This is a genomic window from Bacillota bacterium (assembly GCA_013178125.1).
Taxonomy (GTDB): domain Bacteria; phylum Bacillota; class SHA-98; order Ch115; family JABLXJ01; genus JABLXL01.
In genome coordinates this window covers 342948-359438 of sequence record JABLXJ010000001.1, presented here as the reverse complement: position 1 = coordinate 359438, position 16491 = coordinate 342948, and the positions used below count along the sequence as shown (strand labels likewise).

Below are 16491 nucleotides of genomic sequence, written 5' to 3'. Positions count from 1 at the left end.
AGACAGTAATTGTAGCATAATTATAATATTTCAGCAACCCCATCGAGCATAATTTCCTCGATTTTTTTCAAAGCAAGTAGAGCCCGGTCGGAAATCTTAATCTTTTTATCTATCTCCTTTTTTATGCGACCTTTGATTGGGGGCATGAGACCGAAGTTGATGTTCATCGGCTGGAAGTGCTCAGGGTCCGCCGTGCATATATAGTGACAGAGCGCCCCGTGAGCGGTCTCTCGTGGGAATATAATAGGTGGGTTCCCCGCGGCGAATCTGGCAGCATTCACCCCGGCCACCAGGCCGGATGCGGCTGACTCGACGTAGCCCTCAACGCCGGTGATCTGGCCGGCAAAAAAGATGAAGTCCCTGGTTTTAAGCTGCAGAGTGGGCCTCAGCACACGCGGGGAATTGATGAAGGTGTTCCTATGCATCACGCCGTAGCGGGTAAACTCGGCCTTTTCGAGCCCGGGTATCATCCGGAAGACCCTCTTTTGTTCCCCCCATAGGAGTCGCGTCTGGAACCCTACAAGATTCAGGAGGGTGCAGGGGTCGTTCTCCTTCCTGAGCTGCACCACGGCGTAGGGCCGCTCCCCCGTGCGAGGGTCGACCAGGCCAACGGGCTTCAAGGGGCCAAACGTCAGCGCCTCCCGGCCCCGTCTCGCCATCTCCTCGATGGGCATACACCCCTCAAAGACGACAAGCTTCTCGAAGGGCCTGGGCTCCATCGTCTTTGCGGTCACGAGCGCCTCCCAGAAGGCATTATATTCCTCCTCGGTCATCGGGCAATTCACATAGTCATCCCCTCCTTTGCCATAACGAGATCCCCAAAAACAACGCGAAAAATCCACCGATTCAAGGGTAACGATGGGGGCGACGGCATCGTAAAAGTAAAGGTAGTCGTCCCCGACCAGGTCCGAGATGGCCGATATTATAGCCTCTGAGGCTAGGGGCCCCGCGGCAACGATTACAGGGCCATCTCCGTCCGCGGGCACGGCCTTGACTTCTTCCCTGATAAGCGATATATTCCTGCACGATTCTATCCTTTGCGTCACAAGCCTCGAGAAGGCATTCCGGTCTACGGCCAAGGCCGAGCCCGCCGGTATCCGCGTGCGATCCGCACATTCCATTATCAGCGATCCAAGCCTGCGCATTTCCTCTTTAAGGAGGCCGACCGCATTTGTGAGGCTGTCTGATCTCAACGAGTTGCTGCACACCAGCTCCGCAAGATCCCCTGTGTGGTGGGCGGGCGTCATCTTCGAAGGCCTCATCTCATAGAGTTCAACCCTGACATTGCGCCTCGCAAGCTGCCACGCAGCTTCACTTCCGGCAAGGCCTCCGCCGATGACAATGACCTCAGGATGCGCTATCTTCCCGGTAGTTGCAACCTTCCCTTGAGCACTCATAGACCGTCCCACCCTTTAAGTGCTTCTTAACAAGGAATGCCCCGCATTGCGGGCAATTCTTCGCCACGGGTTGATTCCAGACGACGAAGTCACAGTTGGGGTAGGCGCTGCAGCCATAGAACTTCCTCCCCTTCTTCGTCCTCCTTTCCACTATGGGAGAACCGCACTTGGGGCAGGCGACGCCAATATCCCGGGTGATCTTTTTTGTGAATTTACACTCGGGGAACCCGGGACAGGCCAGGAATTCGCCATAGCGCCCGTGTTTTACGACCAGATTGCGACCGCACTCGGGGCAAAGCTCGTCAGTGGTTTTATCAGGTATGACGACCTTTTCCATGGCTTCTTCGGCCCTCCTGAGGGTGCTCTGGAAAGGCCTGTAAAATTCATCCACAACCCTGACCCATTCAAGCTCCCCTTCTGCTATCTTGTCGAGCTGGCTCTCCATATTTGCAGTGAACTGAACATCAATTATGGCGGGGAAATACTCCTTTAGCAGGTCGACGACGATGATGCCCAGCTCCGTCGGCCTGAAGCGTCGCTCCTCGAGGTTGACATAGCCCCGCTTGATGATGGTATCGATGATGGGTGCATAGGTGCTCGGACGGCCTATGCCCTTCTCCTCGAGCGCCTTGACCAGCATGGCCTCTGTGTATCTCGGAGGGGGCTGGGTAAAATGCTGGAGGGGGGTGAGCTTGACCAGGGTGAGGTCTTCGCCCTCCGAGAGCTCGGGAAGTCGCTCCTCTTGCTCCTCGGCCTCGTCGTCGCGCCCCTCGATATAGAGGACCATGAAACCAAGAAATCTCGCGGTCTGGCCCGTCGCCCTGAAAAGATAGTCCCTCGCCGTTATATCAACGCTCACAACATCGTATACCGCCGCCTCCATCTGGCTCGCAACAAACCTCTCCCATATGAGCCTGTAAAGCCTGTACTGGTCCCTCGTTACATGCGGCTTTATGGAGTCAGGCTCCCTCAATATATCCGTCGGCCTTATCGCCTCGTGCGCATCCTGTGAAGCTTCTTTAGATTTATAACGGTGGGGTTGCGAAGGCAAGAAATCCTCGCCAAACCTCCGCAAGATATAGCTCCGCGCGCTCTGGATCGCCTCCCCGGCTATTCGTACTGAGTCAGTGCGTATATATGTCACAAGCCCGACGCTGCCTTCATCACCGATATCAAGGCCTTCGTAAAGCTGCTGGGCGATGGACATCGTCTTTCGCGAGCCGAACCCAAACCTCCTCGACGCTTCCTGTTGTAGCGTGCTGGTGGTAAAGGGAGGCGCAGGGTAGCGCCTTCGCTCCTTCTTCTTGATCTGAGCAACCTTATATGGGGCGCCGTCAAGGTCGCGAACGATGTAACTTGCATCGCTCTCCGACCCTATATTGAGCTTCTTGCCCTCCTTCTCTATGAGCTTGCCCGTGAACTCGTCCTGCCTGTCCCGGGGGCGAAAGGTAGCCTCGATAGACCAGTACTCCTCGGGGACGAATTCCGCGATTTCGCGCTCCCGGTCGCAAATCAGCCTCACTGCGACGGACTGGACCCTTCCAGCCGACAGGCCCCGCCTGACCTTCTTCCAGAGGAGAGGGCTCAACTTGTAGCCCACAAGCCTATCGAGAATTCGCCGCGCCTGTTGGGCGTCGACCCTGTCCATATCTATCGCGCGCGGATTTGCGACTGCATCGAGAATCGCCCTCTTCGTAATCTCATGGAATTCTATTCTACACGGCTTTGCCTCATCAATATCGAGGAGCTGGCTCAAGTGCCACGAGATCGCCTCACCCTCCCGGTCGGGGTCCGTCGCGAGAAGAACCCTGCGCGCGCCCCTGGCGGCCTCCTTTAATTCGGAAATGGATTTGCCACGGCCGCGTATTGTAATATACTTTGGGACGAAGCCATTTTCAATATCTATACCCATCTGGCTGCGGGGCAGGTCACGGACATGCCCCATTGATGCCTTAATTGTATATCCCCTGCCTAGGAATTTACCTATAGTCTTCGCCTTGGCAGGGGACTCGACAATTACAAGCGTATTCGACATGAATCACACTCCTACTCCTCAAACCCGGTCAGTTAACTGTCCCTGGTTTCCTAGTTGACCATTCTATTGCCCTGCTTGATATCGGAGAAGGCTTCATCTCCGTCTCCGTCATCAGGGCCTGTTATTATAGCGAGCCTGTTTGGATCCTTTACAGTCTTCTCCAGAAGCCACGATACTTCAAATACCCCAACCTCGTCGGTATCGAGCTGGAGGGCGTATAAAAGAACATCCTCGAGCTCCTCGGGCTGGACCAGACCGGTATATGTCAGGCCCTCGAGAAAGCCCTGGGCCTCGAGGGTTAGTTTTAGCCGTTCAGCATGGTTTAATACCCGGTGAGGCTTAGGTCTTGGGGCGTTCAGCACCTCGTGCGACGGGAACGTCCTCGGGCTCTCCTTTTCCCCGGGGGCCGAGAAGATGATTCCAAAAGCCGCGTCAATCTCAGCAGGATCGTACCCCCTCGAAAGCAAATCCCGCACGAGCGTCACCTCGCCAGCAGGGGACTTTTCCTCCTTTAATATAAGCTTTATGAGCAGGTTGACTATCTCTAGAACCTTCTCGTTCATCATGAGAATCCATCCTCCCCATCACCCTGCTGATTATTGCCCGCTGGTTATCAGTAGGGCCAGCCTACCCTGGTGACTTCATATAAGCATTACCCGGCAACGCCCTCACCCACCCGTCGACCTCGAGCGCGATAAGCGATGCGCCCACTAGGGAGGCATCGATACCCGCTCTTCGAGCTATTTCGTCCACCACTAGGGGCTCATCCCCCAGGACCTGGAGCAGCCGCCTCGCAACCGGCTCAAGCCCGCCGGGGAAGACATCCTCACCGGTGGCCTCAATAGATTCAATAGATGTTGTAGAAGATGAAAATTCAGTAGATCGACCGACGGCCGGCCGGTCGAATAGGCCAGCAGGCTCAAGGCTGAGGCCTAGCTCGCTCAGGATATCATCCACCCCCTCCACCAGTGTGGCTCCCTCCTTAAGGAGCCTGTGTGAGCCCCTCGAAGTCTCCCTTCGGATGTCGCCTGGCACCGCGAAAACCTGCCGCCCCTGCTCCAGCGCAAAATCGGCCGTTATGAGAGCCCCGCTCCTCGGCCCCGCCTCCACCACGACCGTCCCGAGGGAGAGCCCGCTTATAACCCTGTTGCGGGCGGGGAAGTTGAGGGCGATTGGCCCCATCCCGAGTGGAAACTCACTCACCACGGCGCCCGAATCGGCTATCTCCCGCACCAGCCTGGAATTCTCCGGCGGGTAGCATATGTCAACCCCGCAGCCGAGCACGGCTATCGTCCGGCCCCGGGCTTTCAGGGCCCCCCTGTGAGCCGCAGAGTCGATCCCACGCGCCATGCCGCTCACGACCGTTATACCCCGCCTCGCCAGCTCATAGCCGAGTCGCTCGGCAACATACAGCCCGTATGACGTGGGCCTGCGGCATCCAACCACCGCGACCGCCAGGCTGTCCTGCGGCACAATGGAGCCCCTGACATACAGGACGGGCGGTGGGTCATATATTCGCGATAGGAGCCCTGGATATGCTTCATCCCTGAATGTGAGGATGTCGACCTCGAGCGCGGCGGCCTTTTCCAGCTCGCGGTCGGGATCGACCTCGCTGCGGCGCTCGACGATTCGGGAGGCAACGCTATCCCTGATATTGGGAACCCGTCTCAGTTCCTCAAAGGGGGCGTGCCAAGCGGCCTCGGCCGAGCCCAGGTGCGTCACCAGGGCATGAAGCCTGGCGCTCCCTATTCCCTGAACCATATTCAGCGCGACCCAATACTTGCGTTCGCGGTCGTCGTCCAAGATCCGTCCCCCCACAATACCTCAAGCCCCGCGCACACAGGCCCACGATCCCGGAAGCCTGCAGGCAGTCGGCAATTTGCCCTTATATCCATCGTATCCATCGTATTCTTCGTATCCATCTTATTTTTTGCAGCCCGTGTTATACTTCAACATTCAGCCTGCGTCTCCTTCCGAATCAATGAATTTCCATGCATCTTTATTACATTTAATTCATTTGGTGGGAGGATATTACATAAAGGCATCGAATATTTACCTGTCTAATTATGGAAATCCAATTATGAAATAGGGATTGAAGACTATGCCGGCATCTTCTAGAGACCTTGGTGCGCAGGGAGAGGAGCTTGCAGCGCATTACCTTTCAAGTTATGGTTACGTCATCCTCGAGCGCAATTATCGTTGTGCATGCGGGGAGATCGATATCATAGCCCGGGATGGGGCGGTAACGTGCTTCGTCGAGGTGAAGACCAGGAGGAGCTTCGCTTATGGCCAGCCAGGTGAGCATATAACGCGGGAGAAGCGCCGGAGGATTATACGATCGGCTATGTTGTATCTTTCGGCGCACAGGGCGGACGCGGCGACCCGAGGCTGCAGGTTCGATGTGGTCTATGTGATTTTTGATGGGTCCGGGCCGGGGTATCCTCCCCGCATCGAGTTGATCCGCAATGCTTTCACCCTGTGAGGGCTCTACGTTAACAAGGTATAGGATAAGATGGGAAAGGAAAGGAGAGTGGACACATTGCTCGCGAAGACCTTCAGCGGTGCAGTCCTCGGAATAGAAGGCTACGTAGTCAGGATCGAGGTCGACATCGCCCAGGGGCTCCCCTGTTTCGAAATCGTCGGCCTGCCCGACACCATAACCCGCGAATCCAAAGAACGCGTCAGAGCGGCCCTCAAAAACTCGGGGCGCGAATTCCCGGTAAAGCGCATAACAGTCAACCTCGCGCCCGCAACAATCAGAAAAGAAGGCACCTGCTTCGACCTTCCAATAGCAATTGGGATCGTGGCGGCGTGCGGCGATATCCCCGAGGAGGCCACCTCAAAATACCTCATCGTCGGCGAGCTCTCCCTCGATGGGGAGCTCCGCGGCACAACAGGCATCCTCCCCATAGCTGAGGTAGCAAAACGCGAGGGCTGGCCCGGCATCATCGTGCCCGCCGGTAACGCGCGGGAAGCTTCGGTAGTTGAAGGCATAAAGGTCTATCCCTTCAGGCGCCTCAATGAAGTGCTGTCCTTCCTGGCCGGCGAACTGGACGCATCATCCTCCGCTCCCACCCCGATCCCGGCCGGCAGCAACGGGGCCTCGCCTAGCATCGAATTCGATGTCGACTTCAGCGATGTAAAAGGCCACCAGCACGCCAAGCGGGCCCTCGAGGTGGCCGCGGCAGGCGGGCACAACCTCCTTATGATAGGCCCCCCGGGATCGGGCAAGACCATGCTCGCCAAACGCATACCAACCATTCTCCCCCCGCTGGAGAGGGATGAGGCGATCCAGGTCACCAAGATCTACAGCATAGCCGGCCTCATCTCGCCCGATAGCGGGCTGATCGCAGCGAGGCCGTTCAGGGCCCCCCATCATACCGCATCCGACATAGGGATGATCGGCGGGGGCAAAATCCCGCGACCGGGGGAGATAAGCCTCGCCCACCGGGGCGTGCTCTTCCTGGACGAGCTCCCCGAGTTTCGCAGGAATGTCCTGGAGTCCCTGCGCCAGCCCCTGGAAGATGGCGTAATAACCATATCGAGAGCCTCAGGATCCGTCTGGTATCCTGCTCGTTTTACTCTTATAGCAACGTCCAACCCGTGCCCGTGAAGACAACAACCTTGAAATTGTGATAACCAGACAGAAAGATATGCCACCGTGGGTATTAAGGCAGGAATGGCCAGGCAACACACCAGGGCTGCGGCTCAGGCGGGCGAGGATAGCGAAGGGCATGACCATCCGCGACTTAGCTTCCATCACCGGTTTGAACTGTGCAACAATAGGCAGGATCGAAGCCGGGAAAGAACCGGCCTCCATGCCTACTCTTCGGATTCTGTCCCAGACTCTTGACGTCCCAATACCTTATTTAGGCGGTTTCGAGACCCTGCCCGAGGAAACGCTCGGGCAGCGCATAAGGAAAGCCCGCCTTTTCCACGGGCTGGCGAAGGTCGAATTCGCAAGGGCCATTGGAGTGGATGTACACACCATAGCCACCTGGGAGAAAGGAAAACGCACACCAAGCACGGTACATCTTGCCGCCCTGGAGCCATACCTGATGGTTCTCAGGGATAAGTAATGACCCGATCCTTCGACCGGGCTACTTTAGAATAATATTTCCTTTTCCTCAGTATAGAAGATGTCCTCAACACTACACTTCAGTGCCTTCGCCAGCTTCAATGCCACACTTACCCGCGGATCACGGAGCTGCCCAAGTTCCAGCATCGAAATGGTCCTATGACTATACCCTAAGAACCGGCCTAACTCACCCTGGCTCATACCCAGAGCCTCCCGTCGTTCACGGATACGGTTGCCGACTTCTTGTGCCTTATCTTCCGGGATACCTGCCTTCCGTAGGGCCGTTGCCCATGAAGGGAAATAATCCAGAGCTATAGCTTTAATCGTGCCATCACGCCTACCATTACGGATAGCCTCCAAAACCTTATTCTTCGACCACTTCGCCGTGCGCCGCTCAGGTGGAACTCCCGCCCGTTCCAAGGCAGAAGCCCATGACCCGAAATGTTTTATGGCCGCGGCATAGAGACCTTTGTCGTATCCGGATGCAGTCCGGTCAGTCAGGTCAGCGCCATACTTGGCTAAATACTTGACACGCTTGAGGATTTCATCATCCGTCCACACACGAGCCCTGTAAATTAGGTCAGGCGCGTATCCTGCGGCCTTGAGTGCATCGGCCCAGGAACCAAATAGCCGCTGGCCCGTAGCCACTAAAGAAGGGTCCCACTGTTGCATCCTATGCGCCGAGAGGTCTTGACCCTCCGCCGCCGCTCTACGAATACCCTCGATTACATCCTCCTTAGTCCAGGAGCCGCGCGATCTGCGAAGTCCACTCCTTGCCTCCCTTTTTATCGCTGCCGGGTCAAATCCAGCCGCTTGTAACGCTGTATTCCAGGAGCCGAAATATCGCCTGGCGGCACCTGTAAGCGGTTCATCGTCCTTTACAACAGCTTGATAATTTAGTGCCAGCCCTTTCTTAGACCGTGCATGGATAGCCTCCACAACAGACTCCTTCGTCCACTTCTGCATAGCTGTCATTTCAATATCCCTTCCCACATGCAGGAGGATTTTCATTCAATTCCAACCGTATCAGGTTTTGATCACGATGTCAACAAGTGATACAAAGGTTTCCATAGGATACATCGAAAAATCCGGTCTAAAACCGGATCCAAAAAAGGGAATCCTTATAAGTATGATAGTAAATCCTGTAACAAACACAATATCATTTCAATCCCTCATAGGCATGATAAGAAACGTAAAAGTCCTTCTTTATGGCCGCGGAACCCATAAAATGCCCTGGGCTTTCACCGAAGGCAGTATTCCACGTTTCACCTTTGAGTACACCGCTGCCTTGGTAATGCCCAGGAGTCTGACTGCTTCAGGGATCGTTACCCAACCCTCCGGAGGATTCTCCTCACCAAAAACGGCCCGGACATCCTCCTCCTCGCAAAGCCAGGACCCAGCAGACTGCCGGGCAGGCAGCTCTCCTCTCTGGTGCGCCCTATGCAAAGTCGAAATATCTATCTTCCACCTACGGGCGGCCTCTCCAAATGTTATTAACATTGTACCACCTCTTATTGCCTGCCAGGATTCAGGCTCCCGACGGGCTCTGTATTTTATCTGACTAACTGGCTCAGTAAATCTTCTTCACCCTCGGTGGCTTCCCTAATCTCTCTATGCACCACTTCTATCGACCATCGTATGGAATTTTCTTTCTCCCTCAGTGCATCCAGGATTACTCCATAGTCTCCGGTCGCTCCCACTACCTCATCAAGGTTGCCGGTACTATATGCCGCATCCTCAACCCTCTTGATCACCCGCTTAACTTCCTCCATCTCGGCCTGTAGTATTCCAAGTTTCTGTTTACTATCCATTAGGACTGCCTCCTTTGGTGTATCTCCTTTCCCTTTTTAATATATCAATTATTATTGAATATGTCAATAAGACAGAATGAATTTATTTAGATTTTTTGAGCAGAATTCTATCGACGATAAGTGCCCTATGGTATCTACTCTTCTATCCGCAGCACTCCATACCGCTCCATAACCCGGAGGAATCCTTCCGGGTCTTCTATCTCCTCTGCTTGCTCCTCGCCATGCAAGGCCGCTATCCTGCGGGCTACCGTCCGCATATATTCAGGGCCGGGCATCCCAGAATCAGTAAAACTGGTATCCGCTAGCTTTTGGACTATTTTCTCCGGAGTCCCTTCTATGACCTGTCCCTCGTATGTAACCACCTTCATAGTCATTACCGCCTTTCTAGGCGGCAGCGGCGAGCTCCTTGCGCCGCTGCCCGTAGTATGCCCTTAGCTCCTCGAATTCACCTGCATCCAAGACCTTTTTCACTGTGTTCCAGAAGTGCCACCTGTCGTGATCCAGACGGCCCGTGTGGTTGTCCAAGCTCAGCTTGCTGTGGTTTAACCTCACCGCCGCCTCAACTATCGCCTGGGTCAACCTGATCCAGTTTATTATTTTGTCAGCATTCACGGTGCCCTGGTGGTGCCGAATCTCTATCGTGCCATGCCTCAGATATGCTTGCAGGTTAAGTTTATAATACCTACTATCCTGGCAACATACAATACCCTGTAAGTCATCCCGCCTGAGGGCCCTGTAGTATAGTTCATTGCTAAGGGCCCGGCAGTATGTATTGTTATTACCGCGGCGGCTCTTTGCTACTATCTCGTCTAGCGCGCCCTGGAACCTAGTGTATAGTCCGATCAATGCCTGCAGGGCCTTTGGTGTCAGGTCTGCCGCCGAGTGGTGGACATGGAAGCCACACGACTTGTTAACCTTCGCGCCTACCTCATCCAGCACCCGGCATACTGTCCTAATCTGATTGAGTCCTTCTTCTCCGCTCAGTGGAGGGCTGACTAGTTCGAACGAGTCCGGGCCTTGGATTGAGCCGTCGCTAACTATTTTCCAGTGTTCCCTGGTGCTATGGTTGTACCCTTCAACCCTTACCTGTATCCCAGCCTGCCGGAGTCTGTCCTCTAGCTCGAACTGGCTCACTCCATAAGCCTCTATTTCAATTCCGAATGCCCTGTTTGTCATTTCGTTTCCCTCCTGCAATTTCCTTTCATCACTTATACTATATCAATAATTATTGAATATGTCAATAGCTATGAGGAGATTCTTTTGGAATTTAGATAAAACATAAAAGCCCGGCCTTCCGACCGGGCACAAGGGGCGAACGGGAGGTTTAATAAAACCTCATCTATCAAGGGGGGCCTTCCTCTTTCCCGGGCCCCTTCTACTTTTTACGCTATTACACGGGCGCTACCGTCCCATCTTCACATATGACCTCAGAAAATGTCCCCACATACCCCTGAGGGGTGCGAAATGTAGGTAGAACAAGAGGGTCAACGTTATCGTCTACGTCTTCCCCTGCCGGGGGTTTGCGGGAAGGCACTCCAAGCCGTAGGAATGGCTGTATCTTCCCCTGTTCGGACTGTATAGTGTGGTGCCAAGACCATCTCATGTAGCCGGGAGTGCCCACCATAAGGGTCCCTCACTGTATGGATTAAACTTTAATGATCTCTCGCGGGAAATGATTCAATCGTCGACAACCATCGCTGGTAACGACGAATCCATCCTCGTAACGGAATCCACCCCATGGGGTAAGGAAAAGTGGGATATCGATGGACAAGACCATATTCTCCTTCACCTGCAGGTTACTTTTGGGGGAAAGGATCGGAGGCTCAAATTCGGCTAGCCCAACACTATGCACCCCGGCATAAACAAAGTATTGCTCAAGCCCAGCCTCCGCTAAGACTTTACGGGCCATTCCCTCCACGTCACACCCGATGGCGCCGGGGCGTAAGGCTGCCTCCGCGGCATGCTGAGCTTTTAATGCTAATTGCATTGCCTCGATAATTACTTCCGGTGCATCCCCCACGATCACAGGTCGACCGATCGCAGGATTGTACCCCTTATATCGAGGACCCATAGTGATTAAAACCACATCGCCTTTCTCAATTTTACGATCAGAAGGACGGACTACAATCGGATAGGTTCTTTGTTTACCACTAGCAACGATTGTATCTATCGCATACCCCTCGGCACCTAGCTTTCTCATCACTGCTTCCCCAGCCGCAGCAATAGCCAACTCTGTTGTCCCGACATGAACGGCTTCGACACAGGCCTCCATTGCTTTATCGGCAATCGCATACCCTTCTTCAATTATTTCAATTTCATATTGACTTTTAATCGATCTCATATCTATCAAAATGTCCTCGGCGTTTTCCACCCGTCGGTTCGATAGAAGAGTATTTTCAAGAACCTGATAGAGGGACCAGGGCAATAAATCTAAGCCAATGAGGCCTATTGACCTTACCTCGTTGCCCGAGTTTGACCTGATTTCTTCCAAGATCGCTGATAAAGAGGTCATACTGGTATAAGGATATTCTTCATCGGGAATGGCGAACTCTTTAATTACCCGTATATCTTTAACTTCGGAACTTAACTCAGCATATTCCCTTGTTTCCGGTCCGACTGCCAAGATGGGTTCCCCGAATCTTGGCATAATGATCGCTGCGTGTTCAAAGTGTACAGGGAAATTTGACAGGTACCGTATATTTCCAGGACCAAATACAGCACGGTCATTGGAATAAATAAAGAGAAGATCTAGCCCCCTCGTAATCATTTTTTCCTTCAGTTTAACCCATCTTTGCCGGAATTCGTTACTAATACTATTTCTACAAACCACCTGATCCCACTCCCTATATTTAATTATCCTTACATTTTCGGTGAGAAGCTACGTCATCGATCCCCCTGTCTTGGGTATAAGGGAAACCGCCCGTATAGGAGACCCAGAACCTTGTTTAATTTTTAGCGGAAAAGCGATGAAGAAGCTTTCATCCGGTAATAAATCAAGATTTGCTAAATTCTCCATGATTAATATGTTGCGAGCAAGTAACACATCATGAGCTGGTATTTCGGTACTACCACAACAATCGAGTCCAATGCAATCGGTCCCCACAGCCTTAACCTCTTTTTCGGCTAGGTAAAGGGCCGCGTCCCTCGTGAGCCCCGGCCAATCTTTAGCGAACTGATATCTTTCCTTAGAGGTAGTCCAACGTTTATGCCAGCCGAAATTCAAGAGTACAATATCATCTTTCTGGATTCGAACGTGATTAGCTTCCCAGTCCTCAATATGGCACTTGGATAAGAGATTACGGTTATCGAATCCTGCTAATTGAAGAACCTTACAAGGGCCAATGAGAGTTTGGAGCGGAATAGCATCAATCCATGCATCCTCCCTATTCCCTACACCTTCCCTTAGATAATGGGCTGGAGCATCGACATGGGTACCATTATGTTCATGCATCATGAATTGAAACATCGTAGCGGGATCATCAGGATTCTCCCATTTCAAATGATAAAAATGGGAATGTGTTGGGAAAGTTGGAATATCCTCCTCTAATCGGTGACTTAAATCAACAAACTCCAGATTACTTAATATATTGGATAGCGTATGGATGAAATCACTACTCATATTCATTTCCCCCTTACTCTAATCCTTGATTTTAAGAAGTCTACCTGTTCCTGCTACAACCAGCAAAACCAAACCCTGAGTCAACAACCGCTGGCCGATATCTAAACCGACAACCTCGATCCCTGTAGATAATATCACAATAATCATGGCACCGAATAATGCCCCTAGGATCGTACCAGTACCCCCTTCCAGGGAAGCGCCGCCTAAAAAAGCTACTGTCAGGATTGTCCACCCTAGAGTCTGGCCAGCATCCGGCCTAGCTGTCATTACTCTTGAAGTAAGAATAATACTGGCTAAAGCGCTAAGAAAGCCGGATAACACATAGACCATGATCTTTACCATAGGGACGTTGACACCAGAAAACCATGCAACACGGTTACTTTTCCCCATGAGGCGCATCTTGCGTCCTAGCCCCATGTACTGCATAAGAATTGAAGAGGCAATCGTAACGATTAGAAAAACTAGTAGTTGCAGTGGTACCGGACCAATCTGAGTCTGGCCTATGAACGAATAATTTTCAGGGAGACCAGTGACTGGGTTGCCGCGAGTTAGTGCTAGACTAATCCCTGCAAAGATGAATTGAGTAGACAGAGTAATAATCAATGGGGGAATGGGCGTAAAGGCTGCCAGGATTCCATTCAATCCGCCAGCTACCATGCCAATTATAACTCCAAGAAATGCTGACACCCAGATATTTAATCCGGTCTTAGCCAGTAAGCCAATAGAAACAGCAGAAAGCCCGAAGATCGAACCTATTGACAGATCAAGAAGCCCACTAATGAGCCCTATAGTTATAGCCAAGGATAGTAACCCTATTTCCGCTAGATACTGGCTCATTACAGTGAAGCTGTACGGAACAAGGAAGTTAGGCGAGAGCCCTCCAAATAAAAGAATCAAGGCCACCAGGATTATGAGTAGTAAAGATTCACGCTTGGCTGCCATAGCTTCTTTGACCATGCTCAATTCACCACTCCTCATATGCTCAGGTACGTTTCTGTAGCATTTCCCTGGTCATTGAAAGTAAGATCAGGATGCCGAGCACTACGTTATACCATTGGGCTGGAATGTTTATAGCAACCAATCCTGTTTTCATGATTCCAATTAACAGCGCTCCAATAATAGCTCCGCCTATACGACCTCGACCGCCGAAGGCGCTGGTACCTCCAACAATCGCTGCTGCAATGGTGGCCATGACGTAGTCATAGCCAATATCAGTCTGCACGTACCCATACTGACCAGCCAAAATCAATGCGGCCACACCAACTAGTACCCCGGTAGTACAGAAAACTAATACTTTTACCCAGCGTACATTTATCCCTTTTAGACGTAGTGCGTTTTCATTCCCACCTAAAGCGTAAATCCAAAGCCCTAGTCTTGTTTGGCTCATGAAAAGAGATAATATTGCAGTAAGAACAAGGATAATGATGAGAGAAGGCCTTATACCAAATGTTGATACCTGACCGACACTAGTTAACCACGCTGGTAGACTGGTAAACCATCGTCCACCAGCTATTATCAAGCACAGACCTCGGTAAACAAACATAGTACCAATGGTAACTATAATCGAAGAAAGTCCCCCAAACGATACCAGAATCCCATTAATGAAACCAAGCACCATTCCGATTACTATCACAACCAGGATCATAACAAATAGATTGGTAACCACATTTGAGCTAGCGAGTAGCGCAATAATGGTCGCCTGCAAAGCTAACATCGAACCGACAGAGAGATCCCATTCGCCCGCTATAATAACCATGCTGCTCCCAAGAGCCCCGGCTGCAATAACTGTTGAGGAAAAAATAATGTCAGTTATGCCTGCCCATGTCAGAAAACGTGGATTTATCAACCCAAATGCAACCCACATAATTATCGCTACCAAAAGGGCAAGGACTTCTCGTTCGTATAGCATTGAGCCAAACTGATTTGACCTGGGGGTCTTGCGTACGGGTCCAGAAGAATTCATTGTTGCACCCCCATAGCGGCGAGCAGGATTTTTTCGATAGTCACTTCACTACCTGTAAATTCGGAGATTATCCGCCCTTCGTGGACGACGATGATTCGATCGCTCATAGCTATGAGCTCCTCCAGGTCAGAAGATATAAGAAGGATTCCTATGCCATGATTAACAAGATCGCCGAGGATGCGGTGGATTTCTGCTTTCGCCTCAACGTCAATACCCTGGGTTGGTTCGTCAAGCATTAACACTTTCAGAGAGGTGTTGAGCCATTTAGCGAATAAGACTTTTTGTTGATTTCCACCGCTTAAATGATTTACTAAAGTATCAATATCTTCAGCCTTAATCCCTAGACGGTCGATACTATCCTGAACGATCTTCCGTTCTACAATGCGGTTTAAAAAACCATTCCCACCGAATTGACGAAGGATTGGCAAAGTGATATTCTCTCGGATGCTTGTACTAAGGATTAAACCGTCTTCTTGCCTGTTCTCAGGTAAGTACACTAGACCTTTTTCGATGGAGAGCGCGGGACTATGCTTAGGCAAGGAGATTCTTTCAATCTCAACTGTACCCGAATCATAGGTTATCGTGCCAAATATAGCTTGAGCAATGTCTGTTCGTTTCGCACCTAATAGCCCAGCTAGTCCTAAGATTTCCCCTTCGTGTATTTCAAATGTAATGTTTTCAAAAACAGAACGTTTAGTTAGCTGGCTCACCTTCAGTAAAACAGAGCCACGATGTTGGGTAGTTCGGTGAGGATAAATGTGTCCTATCTTTTCACCAACCATTTTGTGTACGATCTGCTCTTTAGTTATAGAAGCCATGGAATCAGTGGAGATCTTTCGACCATCACGTAGTACCGTTACATAGTCTGCAAATCCTATAATTTCTTCAAGACGGTGACTAATATAGACAATAGCCGCACCTTTGGCCTTAAGGTCCTGAATTACCGATAGAAGTTGCTCAGCCTCATCTTTTCCTAACGCAGCAGTAGGCTCATCAAAAATGAATATCTCTGAATTTTTGGAAAGGGCTTCTACAATTGCGATGATTTCTCTTTCCATTACAGAAAGCTCTCTCATCGGCCGATAAAGAATCTGTTTATCGATGCCGAATTTAGATAAAATATCTTCCAGACTCCCATACATTTGATCCCACTTAAGTCTACCGTAGCGATCGACCTCTTCCCTACCAATGAAGATATTCTTTCCAGCAGGAAGCTCTGGAAAATATTGTATATGTTGAAATACGTGGGAAATCCGTAGTCGTTTTTGCCGGTTATTCCAGCAGGTTACATCTTGGTCTCTATAAAAAATTTTACCTTTATCTGGATTTATTACCCCGGAAAGGATTTGGACAAGCGTACTCTTACCCGCTCCATTCTTCCCGACTAAGGCATGAATCTCGCCTGACCTCAGCTCAAAATCTACATCTACTAGGGCCTTGACGCCTCCAAATTCCTTGCTTATACCCTTTAATTCCATTAATTCCGCCATTAAGAAGGCTCTCCCCTCATCAGGCCTGCGAAGGCCAGTAGAGTGTATACTCAGAGACGGCTCCGGGTTTACCCCGGAGCCAAGTGGCATATATATAT

17 protein-coding genes are annotated in these 16491 nt (G+C 51.4%); 4 read left to right on the top strand and 13 right to left on the bottom strand.

Going from position 1 to position 16491, the window contains the following annotated elements:
• Positions 1-20: 20 nt before the first annotated feature.
• From trmFO to dprA, 4 genes are all read right to left on the bottom strand, one after another.
• A complete protein-coding gene (gene trmFO, locus HPY71_01885; protein ID NPV52256.1) occupies positions 21-1397 on the bottom strand; it encodes a methylenetetrahydrofolate--tRNA-(uracil(54)-C(5))-methyltransferase (FADH(2)-oxidizing) TrmFO in 1377 nt (458 codons plus the stop codon).
• Positions 1348-3432, bottom strand: a complete 2085-nt coding sequence (gene topA / locus HPY71_01880) for a type I DNA topoisomerase (protein ID NPV52255.1) — start codon at positions 3430-3432, stop codon at positions 1348-1350. Before topA ends, trmFO begins: the two co-directional genes overlap by 50 nt.
• Positions 3433-3482: 50 nt before the next feature.
• Positions 3483-3998: a DUF494 family protein gene (locus HPY71_01875; protein NPV52254.1), complete on the bottom strand. Its 516-nt coding sequence runs from the start codon at positions 3996-3998 to the stop codon at positions 3483-3485.
• Positions 3999-4059: 61 nt separating this feature from the next.
• Positions 4060-5193 carry a DNA-protecting protein DprA gene (gene dprA, locus HPY71_01870; protein ID NPV52253.1) on the bottom strand — a complete coding sequence of 378 codons (1134 nt, stop codon included), beginning with the start codon at positions 5191-5193 and terminating at the stop codon, positions 4060-4062.
• A gap of 340 nt (positions 5194-5533) precedes the next feature.
• Between dprA and HPY71_01865 the strand changes: the two genes are divergently transcribed.
• Genes HPY71_01865 through HPY71_01855 form a run of 3 tightly spaced genes read left to right on the top strand, consistent with a single transcriptional unit; the run spans position 5534 to position 7511 of the window.
• On the top strand, positions 5534-5914 hold the full coding sequence (locus HPY71_01865) for a YraN family protein (protein NPV52252.1): 381 nt from the start codon (positions 5534-5536) through the stop codon (positions 5912-5914).
• 57 nt (positions 5915-5971) lie between these two features.
• Positions 5972-7045 (top strand): YifB family Mg chelatase-like AAA ATPase, encoded by a 1074-nt coding sequence (locus HPY71_01860; protein ID NPV52251.1) that lies wholly within the window; start codon positions 5972-5974, stop codon positions 7043-7045.
• Positions 7046-7085: 40 nt separating this feature from the next.
• Complete coding sequence (locus tag HPY71_01855) at positions 7086-7511, top strand: helix-turn-helix transcriptional regulator (GenBank protein ID NPV52250.1); 426 nt, start codon at positions 7086-7088, stop codon at positions 7509-7511.
• A 26-nt stretch (positions 7512-7537) separates the two neighbouring features.
• Here the strand turns inward: HPY71_01855 and HPY71_01850 are convergent, their stop codons facing one another.
• Entirely contained in the window at positions 7538-8182 is a 645-nt protein-coding gene (locus HPY71_01850) for a helix-turn-helix domain-containing protein (GenBank protein NPV52249.1), read from the bottom strand.
• Positions 8183-8543: 361 nt separating this feature from the next.
• On the opposite strand from HPY71_01850, the gene HPY71_01845 reads away from it, so the two are divergent.
• Positions 8544-9071: a hypothetical protein gene (locus tag HPY71_01845; protein ID NPV52248.1), complete on the top strand. Its 528-nt coding sequence runs from the start codon at positions 8544-8546 to the stop codon at positions 9069-9071.
• Here HPY71_01845 and HPY71_01840 read toward each other — a convergent pair.
• The 8 genes from HPY71_01840 to HPY71_01805 form a co-directional block, all read right to left on the bottom strand.
• Positions 9064-9321, bottom strand: coding sequence for a hypothetical protein (locus tag HPY71_01840; protein NPV52247.1), 258 nt, complete (start codon positions 9319-9321; stop codon positions 9064-9066). The two genes, HPY71_01845 and HPY71_01840, sit on opposite strands and share 8 nt — an antisense overlap.
• Before the next feature lie 134 nt (positions 9322-9455).
• A complete protein-coding gene (locus HPY71_01835; protein NPV52246.1) occupies positions 9456-9689 on the bottom strand; it encodes a hypothetical protein in 234 nt (77 codons plus the stop codon).
• 16 nt (positions 9690-9705) lie between these two features.
• Positions 9706-10497: an amidoligase family protein gene (locus HPY71_01830; GenBank protein ID NPV52245.1), complete on the bottom strand. Its 792-nt coding sequence runs from the start codon at positions 10495-10497 to the stop codon at positions 9706-9708.
• Positions 10498-10966: 469 nt separating this feature from the next.
• Entirely contained in the window at positions 10967-12151 is a 1185-nt protein-coding gene (locus tag HPY71_01825) for an aminopeptidase P family protein (GenBank protein NPV52244.1), read from the bottom strand.
• A gap of 48 nt (positions 12152-12199) precedes the next feature.
• A complete protein-coding gene (locus HPY71_01820) occupies positions 12200-12940 on the bottom strand; it encodes a cyclase family protein (protein ID NPV52243.1) in 741 nt (246 codons plus the stop codon).
• A gap of 18 nt (positions 12941-12958) precedes the next feature.
• Entirely contained in the window at positions 12959-13903 is a 945-nt protein-coding gene (locus HPY71_01815) for an ABC transporter permease (GenBank protein NPV52242.1), read from the bottom strand.
• 19 nt (positions 13904-13922) lie between these two features.
• Positions 13923-14903 (bottom strand): ABC transporter permease, encoded by a 981-nt coding sequence (locus HPY71_01810; protein ID NPV52241.1) that lies wholly within the window; start codon positions 14901-14903, stop codon positions 13923-13925.
• Positions 14900-16393 carry a sugar ABC transporter ATP-binding protein gene (locus tag HPY71_01805; GenBank protein NPV52240.1) on the bottom strand — a complete coding sequence of 498 codons (1494 nt, stop codon included), beginning with the start codon at positions 16391-16393 and terminating at the stop codon, positions 14900-14902. The genes HPY71_01810 and HPY71_01805 overlap by 4 nt, the downstream gene beginning before the upstream one ends.
• Between the last annotated feature and the right edge of the window lie 98 nt (positions 16394-16491).